Origin of the sequence: Actinomadura citrea, from assembly GCF_013409045.1 — a bacterium.
Taxonomy (GTDB): Bacteria; Actinomycetota; Actinomycetes; order Streptosporangiales; family Streptosporangiaceae; genus Spirillospora; species Spirillospora citrea.
Map to the genome: position 1 here is coordinate 6,486,508 of NZ_JACCBT010000001.1, position 17,159 is coordinate 6,503,666.

The window sequence follows — 17,159 nt, forward strand, 5'->3', positions numbered from 1 at the left end:
GTGATCATTGCGGGCATGTCGGTGAACGTCCCGCTCGGCCCGCTGCTCGACCCCGCCTTCCATCTCGGGTCGGTCCCCACCACGTGGGCGGAGCTGCTCGGCTTCGCGACCGGCGCGGTCAACGTGTGGCTCGTCGTCCGGCAGAACATCGCCAACTGGCCGATCGGCATCGCGAACGTGATCCTGCTCGGCCTGGTGTTCCTGGACGGCGGCCTCTACGCCGACGCCGGACTCCAGGTCGTCTACGTCGCGCTCCAGCTCTACGGCTGGTGGGTGTGGCTGTACGGCGGGGACGGCCGCGACCGACTCCCGGTGCGGCGCACGCGGGGCGCCGAGTGGGCGGCCCTGATCACCGCGGGCGCCGCCGGCACCGCCCTGCTGACCTGGGCGCTGTCGGCGTGGACGGACTCGACCGTGCCGTTCTGGGACGCCCTCACCACCGCGCTTTCCCTCATGGCGACCTACGGGCAGTCGCGCAAGCTGCTGGAGTCGTGGTGGCTGTGGATCACCGCCGACCTCGTCTACATCCCGCTGTACTTCGCCAAGGACCTCAAGCTCACCAGCGCCCTCTACCTCGTCTTCCTGGCGCTGTGCGTGTCCGGGCTGCTGGCCTGGCGCCGCGATCTGCGCGCGCGGCCCCTCGCCCCGGCGGCGGCCGTATGACGCACGAGCACGGCCTGGTCATCGGCAAGTTCTATCCGCCGCACGCCGGGCACCGCCATCTGATCGACACGGCCGCCGCGTCCTGCGCCCGGGTGAGCGTCGTCGTCGCGGCGTCCACCGCGGAGAGCATCCCGCTCGCGCTGCGGACGGCGTGGCTGCGCGAGGCGCACCGGCAGCCGCACGTGGAGATCGTCCCGGTGGTGGACGACGTGGAGATCGACTACGAGTCCGACGAGGTCTGGTCGGCGCACGTCGCGGCGTTCCGGGCGGGCCTGGCGATGCGGTCGGGGCTCGGCGCGTCCGTCCCGCCGGTGGACGCGGTGTTCAGCTCGGAGGCGTACGGGCCGGAGCTGGCGGAGCGCTTCTCGGCCGTGCACGTCCCGGTCGACCCGCCGCGCGAGCGCTTCCCGGTGAGCGGCACCGCCGTGCGCGAGGACCCCGTGGGGAACTGGGAGCACCTCTCGCCGCCCGTTCGGGCGTACCTGGCGCGACGAGTCGTGGTCGTCGGCGCCGAGTCGACCGGCACGACCACGCTGGCCCGCGCGCTCGCCGCCCACTACGCCCGGCGGGCCGGAGTGTGGGAGGCGACCCGGTGGGTCCCGGAGTACGGGCGGACGTTCACCGAGGAGAAGCTGGCCGCCGCGCGGCGGCGGGCGGGCGACCCGTCCCTGTGGCTGGACGACCTGGTGTGGGAGTCGGCCGAGTTCACCGAGATCGCCGAACGCCACGCGGCGCTGGAGGACGCGGCGGCCCGCTCGGGCTCGCCGCTGCTGGTCTGCGACACCGACGCGTTCGCCACGGCGATCTGGCACGAGCGCTACCTCGGCGCACCGGCCCCCGAGGTCGAGGCCGTCCACGGGCGGACCCCGCACCATCTGTGGATCCTGACCGATCCCGAGGGCGTCCCCTTCGAGCAGGACGGCTGGCGCGACGGCGAGCTGATCAGGTCGTGGATGTCGGGACGCTTCCGGGAGGAACTGGAGAAGCAGGGTCTTCCGCACCTCACCGTGACGGGCCCCCACGAGCGGCGCCTGGCCGCCGCCGTCGAGGCGACCGACGCCCTGCTGGCCGAGGGCTGGCACTTCAGCACCCCGCTGACCCCCTAGCCCCGGCCGCCCGGGTCAGCCCAGCCAGATCATGTTCGTCACGCGGAACTCCTTGATGTCGGCAAGGACGAGGTAGTCGAAGAACATCGAGGTGCCGTCGACCACCAGACGAAATTCGAGATCGGCGTCATCCAAAGGCCTTCCGGGGGGACCGCCTCCGGTGTCGATGGCCAGCCCGCCCGCCACCGCGAAGTCGCAGAAGAAGCGGATCACCGAGTTCTTCAGCGCCGGGGGCATGGCCTCGATCACGTCGGAGGCCTCTTTCTCGCAGAAGACCGTCCAGCCGCTCCGGCCCGCGGTCACTTCTCCGCGTCTTCCTCCGACAGGAACCGCCGTTTGAGCTCTTCGAGCGAGACCAGCTCGCTCCGGTCCGCCCTGCGCGCCCTGGCACGTCGCTCCGCGCGGTCGGGGATCTGGGCCAGATGGGCCTCGGCCCACCAGTCGTCCATGACCCGCCTGTAGTCGTCCTCTTCCTTGGCCGCCATGACCTCTTCGAGGAACCTGGTGCGCTTCTCCTCCGTCAGCCAGTCGGCGATGCCCTTGATCGTCCTTGGGACCCGGTGGACCTGCCCCGGGAGGAGTGGTTCTAGCGGTTGTGCGCTCATGTCGCTCCCGTCCGTCTGGTTCGGTCCCCTCTCGTCCGTGCAACGAGACCATACCGGGCCCCACAGACAGCACAGAGGGCCATTTGGCGGCACGCAGCGTATTGATGACCTCCGGACCAGGGGCCACAAAGGCCTTGTGAAGGCACAAGTGCGTTCCGCGACGGATTGGCCTTCGGACAGGGTCGGGCGTGTCCCCATTTCACCCGCGCCAGCGAGCTGAGAATGTGAGGCTTCAAGCCGATGCGGGCGGGCGTCCTCGATGCTGCTCGGCCGGCCCGGTGAGGAGCGGGCGCCCGGCCGGCTGGTCGAGGCGGAACAGGTCCTCGTCGATCCGGTCGAGGGCGAGCCGCACGGCGCCGAGGGCGACCGACTCCTCTCCGAGTTCGGATCCCTCGATCCGGACGGGGCTCAGGGACAGCGGCGCGACGTGTTCGCGCAGCGCGGCGACCAGCGGCGCGCCGCTCCCGACCAGGGGGCCGCCGACCACGATCATCTCCGGGTCGAGGGCGAGGGCCATCGCCGCGACGCCGCGCGCCATCCGGGCGGCGAGCCGCTCCACCCGGTCCCGCGCCTCGGCGGACCCGCGCCCGGCCGCGTCCAGGACGCGTTCCGCCTCCTCGAAGAGGGGGCCGGAACCGGCCTCCGGCACCAGGGAGGCGGTCGTGTCCCGCAGGCCCAGCTCGTCCAGCATGCCGATCTCGCCCGCGGCCCCCCAGCGGCCCCGGTGCAGGCGGCCGCCGATGATCGCGCCCATGCCGGTGTGCAGGGCGGCGTGGACGCAGACGACGTCGTCGGCGTCGCGGGCGGCGCCGCGCCACCGCTCGGCCATGGCGGCGAGGTTGGCGTCGTTCTCGACGAGGACGGGGCAGGAGAACGAGCGGCCCAGCTCGCGCGCCAGATGGACGCCCTCCCACCCGGGCACGACCGTGCAGGACGTGACCGTCCCGTCCGGGGCGACGACGCCGGGGGTGCCGGCCGCGACGGCCCGCAGCGACCGCCGGACGACGCCCGCCCCGGCCAGGCACGCCCTGACCGCGGCGCGCACCGCCGTGATCCGCTCGCCGGGGGCGGCGCGGCCGGCGAGGGCGGCGCGGTGCCCGCCGACGACCTCGCCGGCGAGGTCGGCGACGAGCAGCCTCACCCGGTGCGCGTCGACGTCGATGCCGAGGGCGTGGCCGGCCTCCGCGCGGAACCGGTAGCGGCGTGCGGGCCGGCCGAGCCCGCCGCCAGGGCGCGGCGCGTCCTCGGCGGCCAGGCCGCGGTCGATCAGCTCGCCCAGCACGCCCTCGGTGGTGGGCCGGGACAGCCCGACGCGCCGGGCCAGCTCCGACAGCGTGGCCTCGCCGCCGTCGCGCAGTGCGCGCAGCGTCGCGGCGGAGTTGAGCCGGCGGAGCACCGAGGGGTCGCCTCCGTGGAGAGAGTGGTGCGGCACGGGTACCCCTTGACAGCGTTCGGCGGACGGACGACATTATTGCCAGACTACTTATGAAAACACCTTGCATAAATCGGCCGCCGGTTCCGGGGCGGGGCGGACGGCCAGGTCGGAAGGGTGCGCGATGCAGCGGACGGGGCCAACGATCGCCGTGGCCGGGGCGGGGCTGCGCGGTCGGGGCTACGCCGCGCGGATCCGGGAGGCCGGGGCCGGCCGGATCGTCGCGGTCGCCGAGCCCGACCCGGCGCGGCGCGCCCGGTTCGCGGCCGAGCACGGCCTTCCGCCGGAGCGGACGTTCTCCGGCTGGCGCGAGATGGCCGCGCGGGGCCGCCCCGCCGACGGGGTGATCATCGCGACGCAGGACGCCGAGCACGCCGAGCCCGCGGTCCGGTTCGCCGGCCTCGGCTGCCACATCCTGCTGGAGAAGCCGATGGCGACGTCCGAGGCGGACGCGCTGCGCATCGTGGACGCCGTCGAGCGGGCCGGGGTGATGCTCGCCGTCTGCCATGTGATGCGCTACACCGAGTACACCCGCGCTTTCCGGAGGCTGATCGAGGACGGCCGGATCGGCGCGCCGGTCAGCGTCCAGCACCTCGAACCGGTCGGCTGGTGGCACCACGCCCATTCCTACGTGCGCGGCAACTGGCGGCGGGCGGACGAGTCCGGCCCGATGCTGATGACGAAGTCGTGCCACGACGTCGACTGGCTGATCCACGTGATGGGCGAGGCCCCCGCGCGGGTGTCCTCGTTCGGGCGGCTGTCGCACTTCCGCCCGCAGGAGCGGCCGCCCGGCGCCGCCGACCGCTGCGTCGACTGCGCCGTGGAGGCCCGCTGCCCCTACTCCGCGACCCGGCTGTACCTGTCGTGCCTCGGCGATCCCGGCCGCGAGAGGTGGCCGCTCGGCGCGGTCACCGACGACCGCACCGAGGCGGGCGTCCTGCGGGCGCTGCGCGAGGGTCCGTACGGCCGCTGCGTCTACGCGTGCGACAACGACGTGGTCGACCACCAGGTCGTGAACATGGAGTTCCCGTCCGGCGCGACCGGCGTGTTCACCATGACCGCGTTCGCGGCGGCCGCCCCGCGCCAGACGCGCGTCTTCGGGACGTCGGGCTGCCTGGAGGGCGACGGCGTCCGCATCACGGTCCGCGACTTCGTCACCGGCGAGACCGAGACCGTCGAGCCCGGCGCCGTCCCTCCCGGGGGCGCGTCCGACGGTCGCCACGACCACGCCGACGACGCGCTGGCCGACGCCTTCGTCGCTGCGCTTGCCGCGGGCGACCCCGCCCCGCTCAGCTCCGGCCCCAGGGAGAGCCTGGCCTCGCACCGCGTCGTGTGGGCCGCCGAACGGGCCCGGCTGGACGGCACCGTCATCGACCTGGACCCGCAGTCACTTCTGGCGAAAGGCACGGTGCGCCCGTGACCATCAGACTCCTGCCGGCCGCCGCCGCGCTGTCCCTGCTCCTCGCGTCGGCCGCCTGCGGCGACTCGTCCGGCGGGCCGTCGTCGCCCGCCGGCAACGACGGCCGGGGGCCCGTCACCGTCGCCACCGGCAAGGACCTCACCCAGACCGTGCAGCGGCTCGTCGCCGCGTGGAACGACGGCCATCCGAAGGAGAGGGTCCGGCTCGTCGAGCTGCCCGAGGACGGCGACCAGGCGCGGCAGCAGCTCGTCCAGAACATGCAGATCAAGTCGGACGCCTACGACGTCGTCCGGCTGGACGCGGTGTGGACGGCGGAGTTCGCCGCGCGCCGCTGGATCCTGCCGCTGCCGGACGGGCTGGTGGACGCCTCCTCGTTCGTCCCGGCGGCCCTGGAGACCGGCAAGTACCGCGGCAGGCTGTACGCGGCGCCGTGGCTGACCGGGACCGGCGTCCTCTACTACCGCGAGGACCTCCTCGCCAAGGCCGGGGTGAAGAGCCCGCCGAAGACGTGGGCCGAGCTGCGCGACGCCTGCGCGAAGGTCCGCCGGACAGCGGACGGCGAGGGCGTCGACTGCTACGCGGGCCAGTACGGCAAGTACGAGGGGCTCACGGTCAACTACTCCGAGGCCGTCCAGTCCGCGGGCGGCGAGGTCTTCGACTCCTCGGGCAGGCCGCGGGTGAACACCCCGCAGGCCAAGGCCGGGCTCAGGTTCCTCGTGGACGCGTTCGAGAACGGCACCATCCCGCAGAAGGCCATCACGTTCAAGGAGGAGGAGGGCCGCCGCGCCTTCCAGGAGGGGCACCTCGTCTTCCACCGCAACTGGGCCTATGCCTACGCGCTCGCCGCCGAGAAGGACGGCTCGAAGGTGGCCGGGAAGTTCGGCGTCGCGCCGATCCCGGGCGAGGGAGGGCCGGGCTCCGGCACCCTCGGCGGAAACAACCTGGCCGTGTCGGCGTTCTCCAAGCACCAGGCCACCGCCCGCGACTTCATCGCCCACATCGTCGGCCCGGCCGTCCAGCACGAGTACGGCCGCGCACAGTCGTTCCCGCTGTCCCTCGCCGCCCTCTACGGCGACCCTGAAATGATCAAGCGGTACCCCTACCTGCCGGTGCTCAGGCAGGGCATGGACAAGGCGCGGCCGCGCCCCGTTGTCGTGCGGTACAACGAGGTCAGCGCCGCAGTGCAGGAGCACGTCACTGCGGCGCTAACCGGGAGGAAGCCGGTGGACCGCGCGGCCGAGGACCTCCAGAAAGCGCTGGCGGCGCTGGCCGACTGAAGGCTCTCCGGGAGGCCGCTCACTCGTAGGTGAGGCCGTATCCGAAGGGGAACAGCGGCTTCTTGCCGTCACCCCTGTTGATGGGCTGCTGGGAGGCCGAGCGCATCCACGTCACCGGGAGCCTGCCGGTGGGGGCGGTGGCCCCGTACAGGACGTCGGCGACGCCCGCCCCCTCGCTGCCCGGCAGCCACGCCTCGACGAGCGCGCTCCACCCGGGCAGCTCCGAGGCGATGTCCAGCGGCCGTCCCGACACCAGCACCACCACCACCGGGACCCGGGACGCCCGCAACCGCTCGATGGTCTTCAGGTCGGCCTCGTCGAGGCCCATGTCACCGGTGAGGTCGCCGTGGTACTCGGCGTACGGCTTTTCGCCGACGACCGCGATCGCCGCGTCGTAGGACCTGTCGATGCCCGTCCCGTCCCTGTCGTAGGTGACGGTCGCGGACGGCTCCGCGGCCTTGCGGATGCCCTGCAGGATCGTGGTGCCCTTCGTGGTCGGGCCCGGCGCGCCCTGCCAGCTGATCGTCCAGCCGCCGGACTGCATGCCTATGTCGTCGGCGCTGCGGCCCGCGACGAAGACCTTGTCGCCGCCGTCCAGCGGCAGGACGCCGTCCGCGTTCTTCAGCAGCACCTGCGACTCGGCGGCCGCGCGCCGGGCGAGCGCGCGGTGCTCGGCGCTCCCGACCGTCCTCAGGTACGTACGGTCGGCCATCGGCCGCTCGAACAGGCCCAGCTGGAACTTCCTGGTCAGGATGCGGCGGTTCGCGTCGTCGACGCGGGACATCGGGACGGCGCCGTCCTTCACCGCGTCGCGCAGGTGGTCGATGAACCGGCGCCACTCGGTCGGCACCATGACCATGTCGATCCCGGCGTTGACCGCGGCCGCGACCTCGTCCTTGGTGAACCCCCGCTCGCCGTCGATCTGGTCGATGCCGTTGTAGTCGGACACGACGAAGCCGGTGAAGCCCAGCTCACGCTTGAGGACGTCGCTGATCAGGTAGGTGTTCTGATGCATCTTCAGCCCGTTCCACGAGCTGTAGGAGACCATCACCGCGCCGACGCCGCGCCTCACGGCCTCCCGGAACGGCGGCAGGTGGACCGCGCGCAGCTCCTTCTCCGAGACCTTGGTGTCGCCGCGGTCGTCGCCGCGCTCCGTGCCGCCGTCCCCGAGGTAGTGCTTCGCCGTGGCCAGGACGGACGTGGGGCCGCCCAGCTCGTCCCCCTGCAGTCCGTCGATGAGCGTCGTCATGGTCGCGGGCAGCTCGGGCACCTCGCCGAACGACTCGTACGTCCGGCCCCAGCGGTCGTCGCGGGCCACGCAAAGGCAGGGCGCGAAGTTCCAGTCCACTCCCGTCCCCGTCATCTCCGCCGCGGTCGCCGCGCCGATCCTGCGGACGAGGGCCGGGTCGCGGGCCGCGCCGAGCCCGATGTCGTGCGGGAAGATCGTCGCACCGACCACGTTGCCGTGGCCGTGCACCGCGTCCACCCCGTACATCATCGGGACGCGCAGCGGCGCGGCGAGCGCGGCCCGCTGGAGACCGTCGTACATGTCCGCCCAGCTCTCCGGCGTGTTCGGGCTGGGCGCCGACCCTCCGCTCGACAGGACCGATCCGATCCGGTACCGGGTGACGTCCTCCGGCGTCACGTACCGCCGCTCCGGCTGCGTCATCTGGCCGAGCTTGTCGGCGAGGCTCATCCGGTCGAGCAGGTCGTCGACGCGGTCCTCCACCGACAGCTGCGGGTCGAGGTAGGGCGCGGGGCCCGAGGCGGCCCGGGCGAGACCGCCGTGGACGGTCAGCACCAATGCGGCGAGCAGGCTCAGGCCGACAGCGCGGAACCGCAACGCCCGCGGGGAGGAACAGCACATGCGGAAGGTTTTTCCAGGTTCGATCAAACGCAACGCAACCGGATACCAGCACCTGAGCAATATCTGCCGGTCACGGCCGGACAAAGTTCACAGGGCTCTCGGTCGGGATCGAACCGACACCACCAGGACCACAACCTGGTGTGCAGACCACTACACCACGAAAGCCGTATCTCCGGCAGGAATCGAACCTGCGACCTCCGGGTCCGCAACCCGGCGCGCTCTCCACTGCGCCACGGAGACGTGTTCTTGCGTGCTGAGCGCAGGAATCGAACCTGCCTGCTGCGGTTTATGAGACCGCCGGACGCACCAGCGTCCCTGCTCAGCGCGGAGGGTGCGAGACTCGAACTCGCGCAGGGGTGACCCTGACGACGGCTTAGCAAGCCGCTGCCTTTCCGCTCGGCCAACCCTCCGGAAACGAAAAAGACCGCCCGTGGTCTTCGGGCGGTCGGCTTCAGGACGTGCGGGTCACGTCCGTCGGCGGCTCCCGAGACCGGAATGGCTGCTGCGCATTCGATGACGTCGCATCGCCGCTCCCCTTTCCGATCCCGTCTTTCCGGCGTTCTCACCTACGACGTCCATGGTGCCGGGGCGGTTCCGCCCCGGGCAACCCATTTATCGCCTCATTCGTCGAAATCAGTGCTCCGGGAGGTCGGCTCCCAGGCCGCGAACTCCTTCCGCGCTCCGGCGAGGGCGGCGTCGACGGCGTCCGCGGCGTCGTTGCCCAGCGGCAGCCGGAGCGGCGTGTCGTCGGCGTCCAGTGCCTTCAGGATCGCCGCGGCGGCCCTGGCCGGATCGCCCGGCTGCTTGCCGTCGCTGCCCGGCAGGTTCGCCCGGACCGGCCCGACGCTGCCGGCGTACTCCGGCATCGCGGCCGTCTGGTGCAGTCCGCCGCCGGCGAACGACGTCCGGAACGCGCCCGGCTCGACCACCAGGACCTTGATCCCGAACGGTGCGACCTCCTGCGCCAGCGCCTCCGACAGGCCCTCCAGGGCGAACTTGGTCGCCGAGTAGGCGCCCACGCCGGGGAAGGAGAACCGGCCGCCCATGCTCGACATCTGCACGACGGCGCCGCTCCGCTGGCGGCGCATGTGCGGCAGCACCGCCCGGGTCAGCGCCGCCGGGCCGAAGAAGTGCAGATCCATCAACTCGCGCAACTCGCGGTCGGTGGTCTCCTCCACGGCGCCGACGACACCGCGCCCGGCGTTGTTGACCAGCACGTCGATCCGTCCGTGCCACAGCACCGCGTCCGCGACCACGTCCGCGACCCTCGACTGGTCGGTGACGTCCAGCTCGACCGCGCTGACCCGGCCCGGGTGGCGCGCCACCAGATCGTCCAGCGCCTCCGGGCGCCGCGCCGCCGCGACGACCGTGTCCCCGGCGGCCAGCGCCGCCTCCGCGATCGCCCTCCCGAAACCCGAGTTCGCCCCGGTGATCAGCCAGACCCGTCCGTGCTCAGTGGTGTTCGTCATGCCCGTAGTTATCGCAGACCACCGGCCGCGCCGTCCAAGACAGAGATCCTTCCGGTCGATAAAGAGCGTTTATGATCCCCGTATGGAGCTGCGCCAGTTGCGCTACCTCGCCGCGATCGCGGACGCGGGCAATCTCGGCCGGGCCGCCGAGGCCCTCTACGTCAGCCAGCCCGCGCTCTCCTACGCGCTGCGCAGGCTCGAAGCCGAGCTCGGCGTCCGGCTGTTCGACCGGCACCCGGGCGGCGTGACCCCCACCCCGGCCGGCCGCGACGTGATCGCCGAGGCGCGCCGCACCGTCCGGCAGGCCGACCGCGTCGTCGCCGCGGCCGAGCGGCACCGGCGCGGGCAGACCGGCGTCCTGCGCGTCGGGTTCGAGGCCAGCGGCGCGGGCGAGCTGACGACCCGGGCCCGCGCCGAGTTCGCCGGCGCCCACCCCGGCGTCCGCGTCGAGCCCAAGCGCTTCGACTGGGGCGGCGAGACCGCCGCGCTCCGCGCCGGGCAGGTGGACGTGGCGTTCGTGTGGCTGCCCGCCGACCTCGGCGGCCTCCACTCGGAGATCGTCCACACCGAGCCGCGCGTCGTGGGCCTCCCGGCGGGCCATCCGCTCGCCTCCGCCGAGGGCGTGTCCATCATGGACGTCAAGGACGAGCCCCTCATGTGGACCGAGCGCGCACCCCGCGAGTGGGTGGACTGGTGGGCGGTCAACCCCAGGCCGGACGGGTCCGCCCCGCGCTGGGGCCCCACCAACGACAACGTCGAGGAGATGCTCGAACAGGTCGCCGAGGGCACGGCCATCTGCTTCGCGCCGTCCAGCATGGCGCTGTACTACGCGCGCCCCGGACTGTCCTGGGTGCCGCTCACGGACGTGGAGCCGCTGCGCGTCGCGCTCGCCTGGGCGGACGGAGGCCCGCTCGTCGAGGCGTTCGCCGCGGTCGTCCGCGCGCTCGCGGGCGTCAGGCGTACGTCCGCGGCGCCTCCACGGCCGCGCTGAGCGCCCGGAGCGCCTGGTAGACGCGGACCTTGACCACGTCGACCGGCACCCCCAGCGAGGCGGCGGCCTCGTTGACCGATCGGTCCCGGAAGACCGTCTCGGTGAGGATCTCGCGGTGCGCGGGCGGCAGCCCCTGGAAGGCCCGGGCGACCACCGCGGGGCGCATCCGCTCCCCCGGCGAACCGGGGGCGAACGAACCGGTGTCTTTGCCCATTCGCAGTGCCACACGACGAATTTGGCACCCTTCTCCCGCCCCGCCGCCCTCCTTATGGCGTCTTTAAGGAAGCGTTGAGGCTCTGATTCAGGGGGCGGGGCGCAGAGGTGCGCCGGAGGCGAGGAGGGCGAGGGCGGCGGCACCGTAGAGGCCGGCGTCGCGTTCCAGGGTCGTGGAGGACACGCGCAGGTCGCGCAGGTGCGGCATGCCGGCGCGGGCGGCGATCGCGGCGCGCAGGGGGTCGAGGAGCAGATCGCCCGCGGCCGCCACACCGCCGCCGATGACGACGTCGCGGACGTCGAGGACGGAGGCGGTGTTGACGATCGCGGTGGCGAGGGCGCCGGCGGCGCGCTGGAAGGCCGCCAGCGGGATGGGGGCGCCGGCGCGGGCGGCGGCGGCCAGGGCACGGGCGTCGGGGCGGCCCGTCGCGGGGGCGAGCGTCCAGCCCTGGGCGAGCGCCCAGCGGACCATGCTGGGGCCGCCGGCGATCGTCTCCAGGCAGCCGCGGGCGCCGCAGACGCAGGCCTCGCCGTCGAGGTCGACGATGACGTGGCCGATGTGGCCCGCGTTGCCGGTGCGTCCCGTCCAGGGGCGGCCGTCGATGACGAGGCCGCCTCCGACGCCGGTCGACACCACGACGCCGAGCAGGGACCCGCAGCCGTGGCCGCCGCGCCACCACTCGCCGAGCGCCATGCACTGGGCGTCGCCCGCGAGGGTGACGGGAAGCCCGGGGACGAGGCGCTGGACGGCGGCGACGAGGCGGTAGCCGCGCCAGCGGGGGATGTTGATCGGGCTGACGGTGCCGGCGGCCGCGTCGATCGGGCCGGCCGAGCCGATGCCGACGCCGGTCAGGCCGGGTCCGGCGAAGTCGGCGACGAGGCCGCGCAGGGTGGCGGTGGGCGCCTGGCCGACGGGGTGCTCGGCGCGGTCGAGCAGCTCACCGGCGGCGCCGACGCGGGCGACGGCGAACTTGGTGCCGCCGATGTCGAGGGCGAGGACGGTCATGACCCGATCCCCGGGAGCACGCGGTAGAGCGTGCCGTGTCCGGTGAGGCGGGTGGCCGGGGCGCCGGCGGGGACGAAGGCGGCTTCGCCTCGGGCGAGCGTCAGGGGCGGCTCCGCGGTGAGGCGGGCCTCGCCCTCCAGGCAGAGGAGCGTCTGCGGAAGGCCGGCGGGCAGGTCCTCGGGGACCTCCGCGAGGTCGTGGCGGACGAGGGTGAACTCCTCGGCGGCCGTGCGGTACCGGCAGTCCGCCGTGGGCTCCACGCGGTGGGGCCTGGACGGGGCGAACTCGACGACGCGCATCAGCTCGGGGACGTCGATGTGCTTGGCGGTGAGCCCGCAGCGCACGACGTTGTCGGAGTTCGCCATGACCTCGATCGCGAGGCCGCCCAGGTAGGAGTGGGGCACTCCGGCGTCCAGGAAGAGAGCCTGGCCGGGCTTGAGCTCGACGTGGTCGAGCAGGAGCGCGGCGAGGACCCCGGGGTCGCCGGGGTGGGCGCGGGCGATGTCGGCGTAGACGCCGGTCAGGGCCGGTTCGACCGCGGCCTGGAGGGGCCGGGAGCCCTCGTCCAGCATCTGGGTGAGGACGGTCCGCAGTGCCTCGGCGGGCGGCTCGGCGCGGAGCGTCCCGATCCACGGGTCCAGTTCGGGGACCTTCAGGCTTTCGAGCAGGCCGGCGGTCTCGGCGGGGTCGCGGAAGCCGCACAGGCCGTGGAACTCGGTGAGGGCGCAGACCATCTCGGGCTTGTGGAAGGGGTCCTTGTACGTGCGGGCGGGGTCGTCGACGGGGATGCCCTGCGCCTCCTCGCGGGCGAACCCGGCCTCGGCCTGCGCCATGGTCGGATGCACCTGGAGCGACAGCGGCTTCTCGACGGCCAGCACCTTGAGCAGGTAGGGCAGCGTCGGCCCGAACCGGTCCACGCACGGGGCGCCGAGCATCCCGATCGGGTCGCGGTCGATGAGGACGCCGAGGGGCGTCCCGTGGACGCGGGAGGGGGCGCCGGGGTGTGCGCCCGCCCACAGCTCGGCCTGCGGGCGCCCGGTCGGCTCGACGCCGAGCAGCTCGGCCAGGGCGGTCCGCGATCCCCAGTCGTAGGGACGGATCGCGGTGGTCAGCGGCAATGGCACCAACCTGCGCGATCTCCTTGCTCGGGGCACCGTGACCGGACGACGGCGCGCGTGAGGGACAGCGTACAAGCGCCGGAGCCGAAGGCGAACGCGACTCGGGCCGACCGCGCCGCGGCGTTCTCCGGCCGGCGGGCGGGTCGGACCCGCGTCCCGGGCGCGCGGGCGGTGACGCGGGCCGGTGAACCCGGAGCGCCCTGTCGGCGAACTGATAAGCGGGCACGGCATGCGACCGCCGAGCCCTTAGGATGAACCCCCGGGGGTGGCGGACTTGGGCAAGCACAACAAACCGGCGACGCGGTCGTGCCCCGGTTGCAACGGCACCGGAACCAGCACCGCCACCCACGAGCGATGCAACGTCTGCCGAGGCACCGGCCGCATCTGAGCCCGGTCACGGCCGTCCGCTCCCCCGCTCGGCGGGCTCCAGACGCGCTCCGGGCGCGCGGCGGCGGGCCTGGCCGGCCGCGACGGCGAGGGCCCCGGCGCACGACGCCCAGGCCAGGACGGCGTACCCGCCCGCCGACAGGACGGCCGTGGACAGCAGGCTCGCGGCCGCGGCGACCGTCCAGACGGCCGCGTCGACGGCCCCCTCGACGTGCGGGCGTTCCGCCTCGGGCAGGTCGCGGGCGAGGCGGGCGCTGCCGCCGACGAAGCACAGGTTCCAGCCGTAGCCGAGCAGGAAGAGCGCCGCGACGCGCCCGGGCGACCCGGTCGCGACCGCCGCGAGCGCCGTGGACAGGGCGAGGGTGGCCAGGCCCGCGAGGATCACCGGGTGCGCGCCGTACCGGTCGGTCATCCGGCCCGTCAGCGGCGAGAGGGCGAACATGCCGAGCGTGTGCGCGGACAGCGTCATGCCGACCATCCCGAGGCCGTGGCCGTGCAGGTGCATGTCCAGCGGCGCCGCCGTCATGACGGCGACCATCACGACCTGGGCCGTGACCATCACCGCCAGCGCGGAGCGGGCGGCCTGGGTCCGGGCCAGCCGGCGCAGCGGCGGCGGCGAGCCCTGCGTCCCCGCCCGGCCGCCCGGCCCGCCGGTCGCGGCGCCGGCGGCGACCGCGCAGGTCAGGACGGCCAGCAGGAACGGGCCGGTGAACACGGGGAGGCCGGCGTCCGCGGCCGCCGCGCCGGACGGGTCGAGCAGCAGCGGCCCGCCGACCGCACCGGCCGCCGCGCACCACACCACGAGGCCGATGGCGAAGCCGCGCCGTCCCGCCGGGTGCAGGTCGGCCGCCGCGTACCGCGAGAGCTGGGCCCCCGCGTTGCCGAGGCCGAGCAGCAGCATCCCGAGGCACAGCCCGGCGACGTCGCCGTTCGCGACCGCCGCGGCGGCCAGACAGGCGCCGGCCGCCGCGGCGGTGTAGCCGAGGGCGAAGGCGCGGCGCCGGCTCGTCCGCACGAACCGGGTCAGCGCCAGGGCGCCGGCGCCCGTCCCGACGATGCCGGCGGTGTTCGGCACGCCTCCCCACGCGGCGCCGAGCCGGTCCGCGGCGACGAGGGTCGCGGTCGCGCTCGCCACCGCCATGGACGCGTTCATCAGGGCGACGCCCGAGCAGAGGGCCGCCATCGGCCGGGATCGTTTCTCCATGCCTTAACGCTAGAAACGTCGATTCTCGATCGGAATGGATGATCCCTGGCATCTCCCCCTTTCCGCTTATAGTTTGCAAAGCGGGATCGCGAAAGGACTTTCCAGATGGATCAGACGGACTGGAGCATCCTCACCGAGCTCCAGCGGGACGGCCGCCTGTCGTTCAACCGGCTCGCGGCCCTGGTGAACCTGTCGCCCCCGGCGGTCGCCGAGCGGGTGCGGCGCCTTGAGGAGTCCGGGGTGATCACCGGCTACCAGGCGCGCGTCGATCCGGCCAGGGTCGGCCAGCCGCTGACGGCCTTCGTGCAGATGCGGTGCGCCCTAGGCCGCTGCCTGCTCAAGACGTCCACCGCCGAGGACCTGCCCGAGGTCACCGAGGTCCACAAGCTGAGCGGCAACTGGTGCTCGATGCTGAAGGTGCGGGTCGCCTCGATGCCGCATCTGGAAGGGCTCCTGGAACGCCTCGGGGAACACGGCGAGATGAACTCGCACATCGTCCTGTCGACCGCCTACGAGGGCCGCGCGGTGGAGCCGCCCGCCCCCGGGACCCGCACGGTCACCCGCTCGGAGGGCTGGACGCGCTGAGCCGCCCGGACCCGGGCGCCCGTGCGGATTCGCGTTTCTTCGCGCCGCGCGAAGGTGCCGGAGATGATTCAATCGGGCGTTATGTGGCACTCGTCACTGCGCTCCTCGTCCGGGCGGCAGTGGTATCAGCCGGGCGTTCCCCGGGAGCTCGACATCCCGGACGTCCCCGTCACGCGCCTGCTCGACGACGCCGCGGACCGGTACCCGCGCAACCATGCGCTGATCTTCTTCGGCCGGCGGATCTGCTACCGCGACCTGCGCGAGGCCGTGGACCGGTTCGCCGACGGCCTGCACCGGCTGGGAGTGCAGCCCGGCGACCGGGTGGCGCTGATCCTCCCGAACTGCCCGCAGCAGGTCATCGCGTTCTTCGGCGTGCTGCGCAGGGGCGCGATCGCGGTCCAGCACAACCCCCTCTACACCGAGGAGGAGATGCACCGGCAGCTCGCGGACTGCGGCGCGCGCGTGGCCGTCGTGCTGGATCGTTCCTACAAGACGGTGAAGGCCCTGCGGGCCCGGCTGGGGCTGGAGCACGTCATCGTGACGTCCCTGGCCGACTTCCTCCCGGCCACCAGGCGGATCGCCCTGCGGCTCCCGCTCGTGCAGATGCAGCGGCGGCGCGCCGCCATCACCGCGGACGTGCCGCACGACCCCGGCGTCGTCCCGTTCAAGGAGTTGCAGAAGGCGCCCAGGCAGCGCGTGAGCCAACTGCCCCTGGACCCGTCGAGGCATCTGGCGGCCATCGTGTACACCGGCGGGACGGAGGGACGTCCCAAGGGCGCGATGCTGACGCACCGCAATCTCGTCGCGAACGCCTACCAGCAGCAGGCGTGGGACCTCGACGGGCGCCCCGGCGAAGAGGTGACGCTGGCGGTCCTGCCGCTGTTCCACTCGTTCGGCCTGATGAGCTGCCTGGTCGCGCCCGTGCTGACGGCCGGGGCGGTGGTCCTGCTCCCCCGCTACGACGGCGACCGCGTGGTCCGCGCGATCCGCAAGTACCGGCCGACCATCTTCCCCGGGGTGTCGACGCTGTACGAACAGGTGCTCGACAGCCCGCGCTTCCGGCCGGACGACCTGCGCTCGCTGCGCATCTTCATCTCCGGGGCGATGGGGTTGTCGCAGAGCACGATCGACCGGCTCGCCAAGGTCGGGGCCAGGGGGCTGATCAACTGCTACGGGCTGACCGAGGCGTCCCCGGCCGTCACCGCGAACCCGCTGGGCGGCGGGGCGCGGAACCTGACGGTCGGGCTGCCGCTGCCCATGACCGACGCCGTCATCGTCGACCAGGACGAGCCGACGAAGGTCCTGCCGCCGGGCGGGACGGGGGAGGTCGTCGTGCGCGGGCCACAGGTGTTCGCGGGCTACTGGAACGCGCCGCTCGCCACCGCGCAGACCCTGTCGAAGGGATGGCTTCGCACCGGGGACATAGGGGTGATGGACGAGAAGGGTTTCATCACCATCGTGGACCGCCAGCGAGACATGATCAAAGTGAGCGGCTTCACCGTGTCCCCGTCCGAGGTGGAGAAGGTGCTGCGCCGCCATTCCGCCGTGCACGACTGCGCCGTGGTCGGCGTGCCCGACGCCCGGCGCGGCGAGCGCATCATCGCCCACGTGGTGGAACATCCCGCCTACCCGTTCTCGGCGGAAGAGCTGCGCCGGCACTGCGAACGCTATCTGTCGCACTACAAGGTGCCCTCCGAGTTCCTGCCCCGGACGGAGCTGCCCCGGAACATGCTGGGCAAAGTCGTCCGGCAGCGGCTGCGTGACGAGTTCGCCGCCTCGGCCGCGGAGCGGATGGGCCCGGCACGGAGTGGTTGAC

16 protein-coding genes and 4 tRNA genes are annotated in these 17,159 nt (G+C 73.3%); 7 read left to right on the forward strand and 13 right to left on the reverse strand.

Translation table 11 applies throughout. The annotated features are described in order from the left end of the window. Window positions 1-15 precede the first annotated feature (15 nt). Complete coding sequence (pnuC, locus tag BJ999_RS29815; protein ID WP_179836337.1) at window positions 16-663, forward strand: nicotinamide riboside transporter PnuC; 648 nt, start codon at window positions 16-18, stop codon at window positions 661-663. After that, complete coding sequence (locus tag BJ999_RS29820) at window positions 660-1,769, forward strand: AAA family ATPase (protein WP_179836338.1); 1,110 nt, start codon at window positions 660-662, stop codon at window positions 1,767-1,769. The genes pnuC and BJ999_RS29820 overlap by 4 nt, the downstream gene beginning before the upstream one ends. A gap of 15 nt (window positions 1,770-1,784) precedes the next feature. Here BJ999_RS29820 and BJ999_RS29825 read toward each other — a convergent pair whose 3' ends face one another. From BJ999_RS29825 to BJ999_RS29835, 3 genes are all read right to left on the reverse strand, one after another. Beyond that, the gene (locus tag BJ999_RS29825; RefSeq protein ID WP_179836339.1) at window positions 1,785-2,072 is read right to left on the reverse strand and encodes a hypothetical protein; all 288 of its coding nucleotides are present in this window, start codon (window positions 2,070-2,072) and stop codon (window positions 1,785-1,787) included. Next, window positions 2,069-2,374 carry a hypothetical protein gene (locus BJ999_RS29830; RefSeq protein ID WP_179836340.1) on the reverse strand — a complete coding sequence of 102 codons (306 nt, stop codon included), beginning with the start codon at window positions 2,372-2,374 and terminating at the stop codon, window positions 2,069-2,071. Before BJ999_RS29830 ends, BJ999_RS29825 begins: the two co-directional genes overlap by 4 nt. A 232-nt stretch (window positions 2,375-2,606) precedes the next feature. Continuing rightward, window positions 2,607-3,806 carry an ROK family transcriptional regulator gene (locus BJ999_RS29835; protein ID WP_179836341.1) on the reverse strand — a complete coding sequence of 400 codons (1,200 nt, stop codon included), beginning with the start codon at window positions 3,804-3,806 and terminating at the stop codon, window positions 2,607-2,609. A 124-nt stretch (window positions 3,807-3,930) separates the two neighbouring features. Between BJ999_RS29835 and BJ999_RS29840 the strand changes: the two genes are divergently transcribed. Together BJ999_RS29840 and BJ999_RS29845 are read left to right on the forward strand one after the other, a co-directional pair. Continuing rightward, a complete protein-coding gene (locus tag BJ999_RS29840) occupies window positions 3,931-5,226 on the forward strand; it encodes a Gfo/Idh/MocA family protein (protein ID WP_179836342.1) in 1,296 nt (431 codons plus the stop codon). Further along, complete coding sequence (locus BJ999_RS29845; RefSeq protein WP_179836343.1) at window positions 5,223-6,503, forward strand: ABC transporter substrate-binding protein; 1,281 nt, start codon at window positions 5,223-5,225, stop codon at window positions 6,501-6,503. Before BJ999_RS29840 ends, BJ999_RS29845 begins: the two co-directional genes overlap by 4 nt. A gap of 19 nt (window positions 6,504-6,522) precedes the next feature. Here the strand turns inward: BJ999_RS29845 and BJ999_RS29850 are convergent, their stop codons facing one another. The 6 genes from BJ999_RS29850 to BJ999_RS29875 all read right to left on the reverse strand — a co-directional run bounded on the left by BJ999_RS29850 (window position 6,523) and on the right by BJ999_RS29875 (window position 9,839). Continuing rightward, the gene (locus BJ999_RS29850; RefSeq protein ID WP_179836344.1) at window positions 6,523-8,370 is read right to left on the reverse strand and encodes a glycoside hydrolase family 3 protein; all 1,848 of its coding nucleotides are present in this window, start codon (window positions 8,368-8,370) and stop codon (window positions 6,523-6,525) included. Between the two features lie 93 nt (window positions 8,371-8,463). Continuing rightward, window positions 8,464-8,535: transfer RNA gene (locus tag BJ999_RS29855), tRNA-His, on the reverse strand. Between the two features lie 2 nt (window positions 8,536-8,537). Beyond that, window positions 8,538-8,610 (reverse strand) — tRNA-Arg (locus tag BJ999_RS29860). A gap of 11 nt (window positions 8,611-8,621) precedes the next feature. Next, window positions 8,622-8,694, reverse strand: a tRNA-Met gene (locus BJ999_RS29865). Window position 8,695: 1 nt separating this feature from the next. Beyond that, window positions 8,696-8,780 (reverse strand) — tRNA-Ser (locus tag BJ999_RS29870). Between the two features lie 210 nt (window positions 8,781-8,990). Further along, window positions 8,991-9,839, reverse strand: a complete 849-nt coding sequence (locus BJ999_RS29875) for an oxidoreductase (RefSeq protein ID WP_179836345.1) — start codon at window positions 9,837-9,839, stop codon at window positions 8,991-8,993. An 82-nt stretch (window positions 9,840-9,921) separates the two neighbouring features. Between BJ999_RS29875 and BJ999_RS29880 the strand changes: the two genes are divergently transcribed. Continuing rightward, window positions 9,922-10,830, forward strand: coding sequence for a LysR family transcriptional regulator (locus tag BJ999_RS29880; protein ID WP_179836346.1), 909 nt, complete (start codon window positions 9,922-9,924; stop codon window positions 10,828-10,830). On the opposite strand, the gene BJ999_RS29885 is transcribed toward BJ999_RS29880, so the two are convergent. From BJ999_RS29885 to BJ999_RS29900, 4 genes are all read right to left on the reverse strand, one after another. Beyond that, a complete protein-coding gene (locus BJ999_RS29885) occupies window positions 10,793-11,056 on the reverse strand; it encodes a sigma factor-like helix-turn-helix DNA-binding protein (RefSeq protein ID WP_229810124.1) in 264 nt (87 codons plus the stop codon). The genes BJ999_RS29880 and BJ999_RS29885 overlap by 38 nt on opposite strands. A 75-nt stretch (window positions 11,057-11,131) precedes the next feature. Then, window positions 11,132-12,049 carry an ROK family protein gene (locus BJ999_RS29890; RefSeq protein ID WP_179836347.1) on the reverse strand — a complete coding sequence of 306 codons (918 nt, stop codon included), beginning with the start codon at window positions 12,047-12,049 and terminating at the stop codon, window positions 11,132-11,134. After that, window positions 12,046-13,173 (reverse strand): mannose-6-phosphate isomerase, class I, encoded by a 1,128-nt coding sequence (manA, locus tag BJ999_RS29895; RefSeq protein ID WP_229810125.1) that lies wholly within the window; start codon window positions 13,171-13,173, stop codon window positions 12,046-12,048. Before manA ends, BJ999_RS29890 begins: the two co-directional genes overlap by 4 nt. A 388-nt stretch (window positions 13,174-13,561) precedes the next feature. Then, the gene (locus BJ999_RS29900) at window positions 13,562-14,758 is read right to left on the reverse strand and encodes an MFS transporter (protein ID WP_179836349.1); all 1,197 of its coding nucleotides are present in this window, start codon (window positions 14,756-14,758) and stop codon (window positions 13,562-13,564) included. 105 nt (window positions 14,759-14,863) lie between these two features. Between BJ999_RS29900 and BJ999_RS29905 the strand changes: the two genes are divergently transcribed. Further along, window positions 14,864-15,343, forward strand: a complete 480-nt coding sequence (locus BJ999_RS29905; protein ID WP_179836350.1) for an Lrp/AsnC family transcriptional regulator — start codon at window positions 14,864-14,866, stop codon at window positions 15,341-15,343. Window positions 15,344-15,424: 81 nt separating this feature from the next. Next, entirely contained in the window at window positions 15,425-17,158 is a 1,734-nt protein-coding gene (locus tag BJ999_RS29910; RefSeq protein ID WP_179836351.1) for an AMP-binding protein, read from the forward strand. The last annotated feature ends 1 nt before the right edge of the window (window position 17,159 follow it).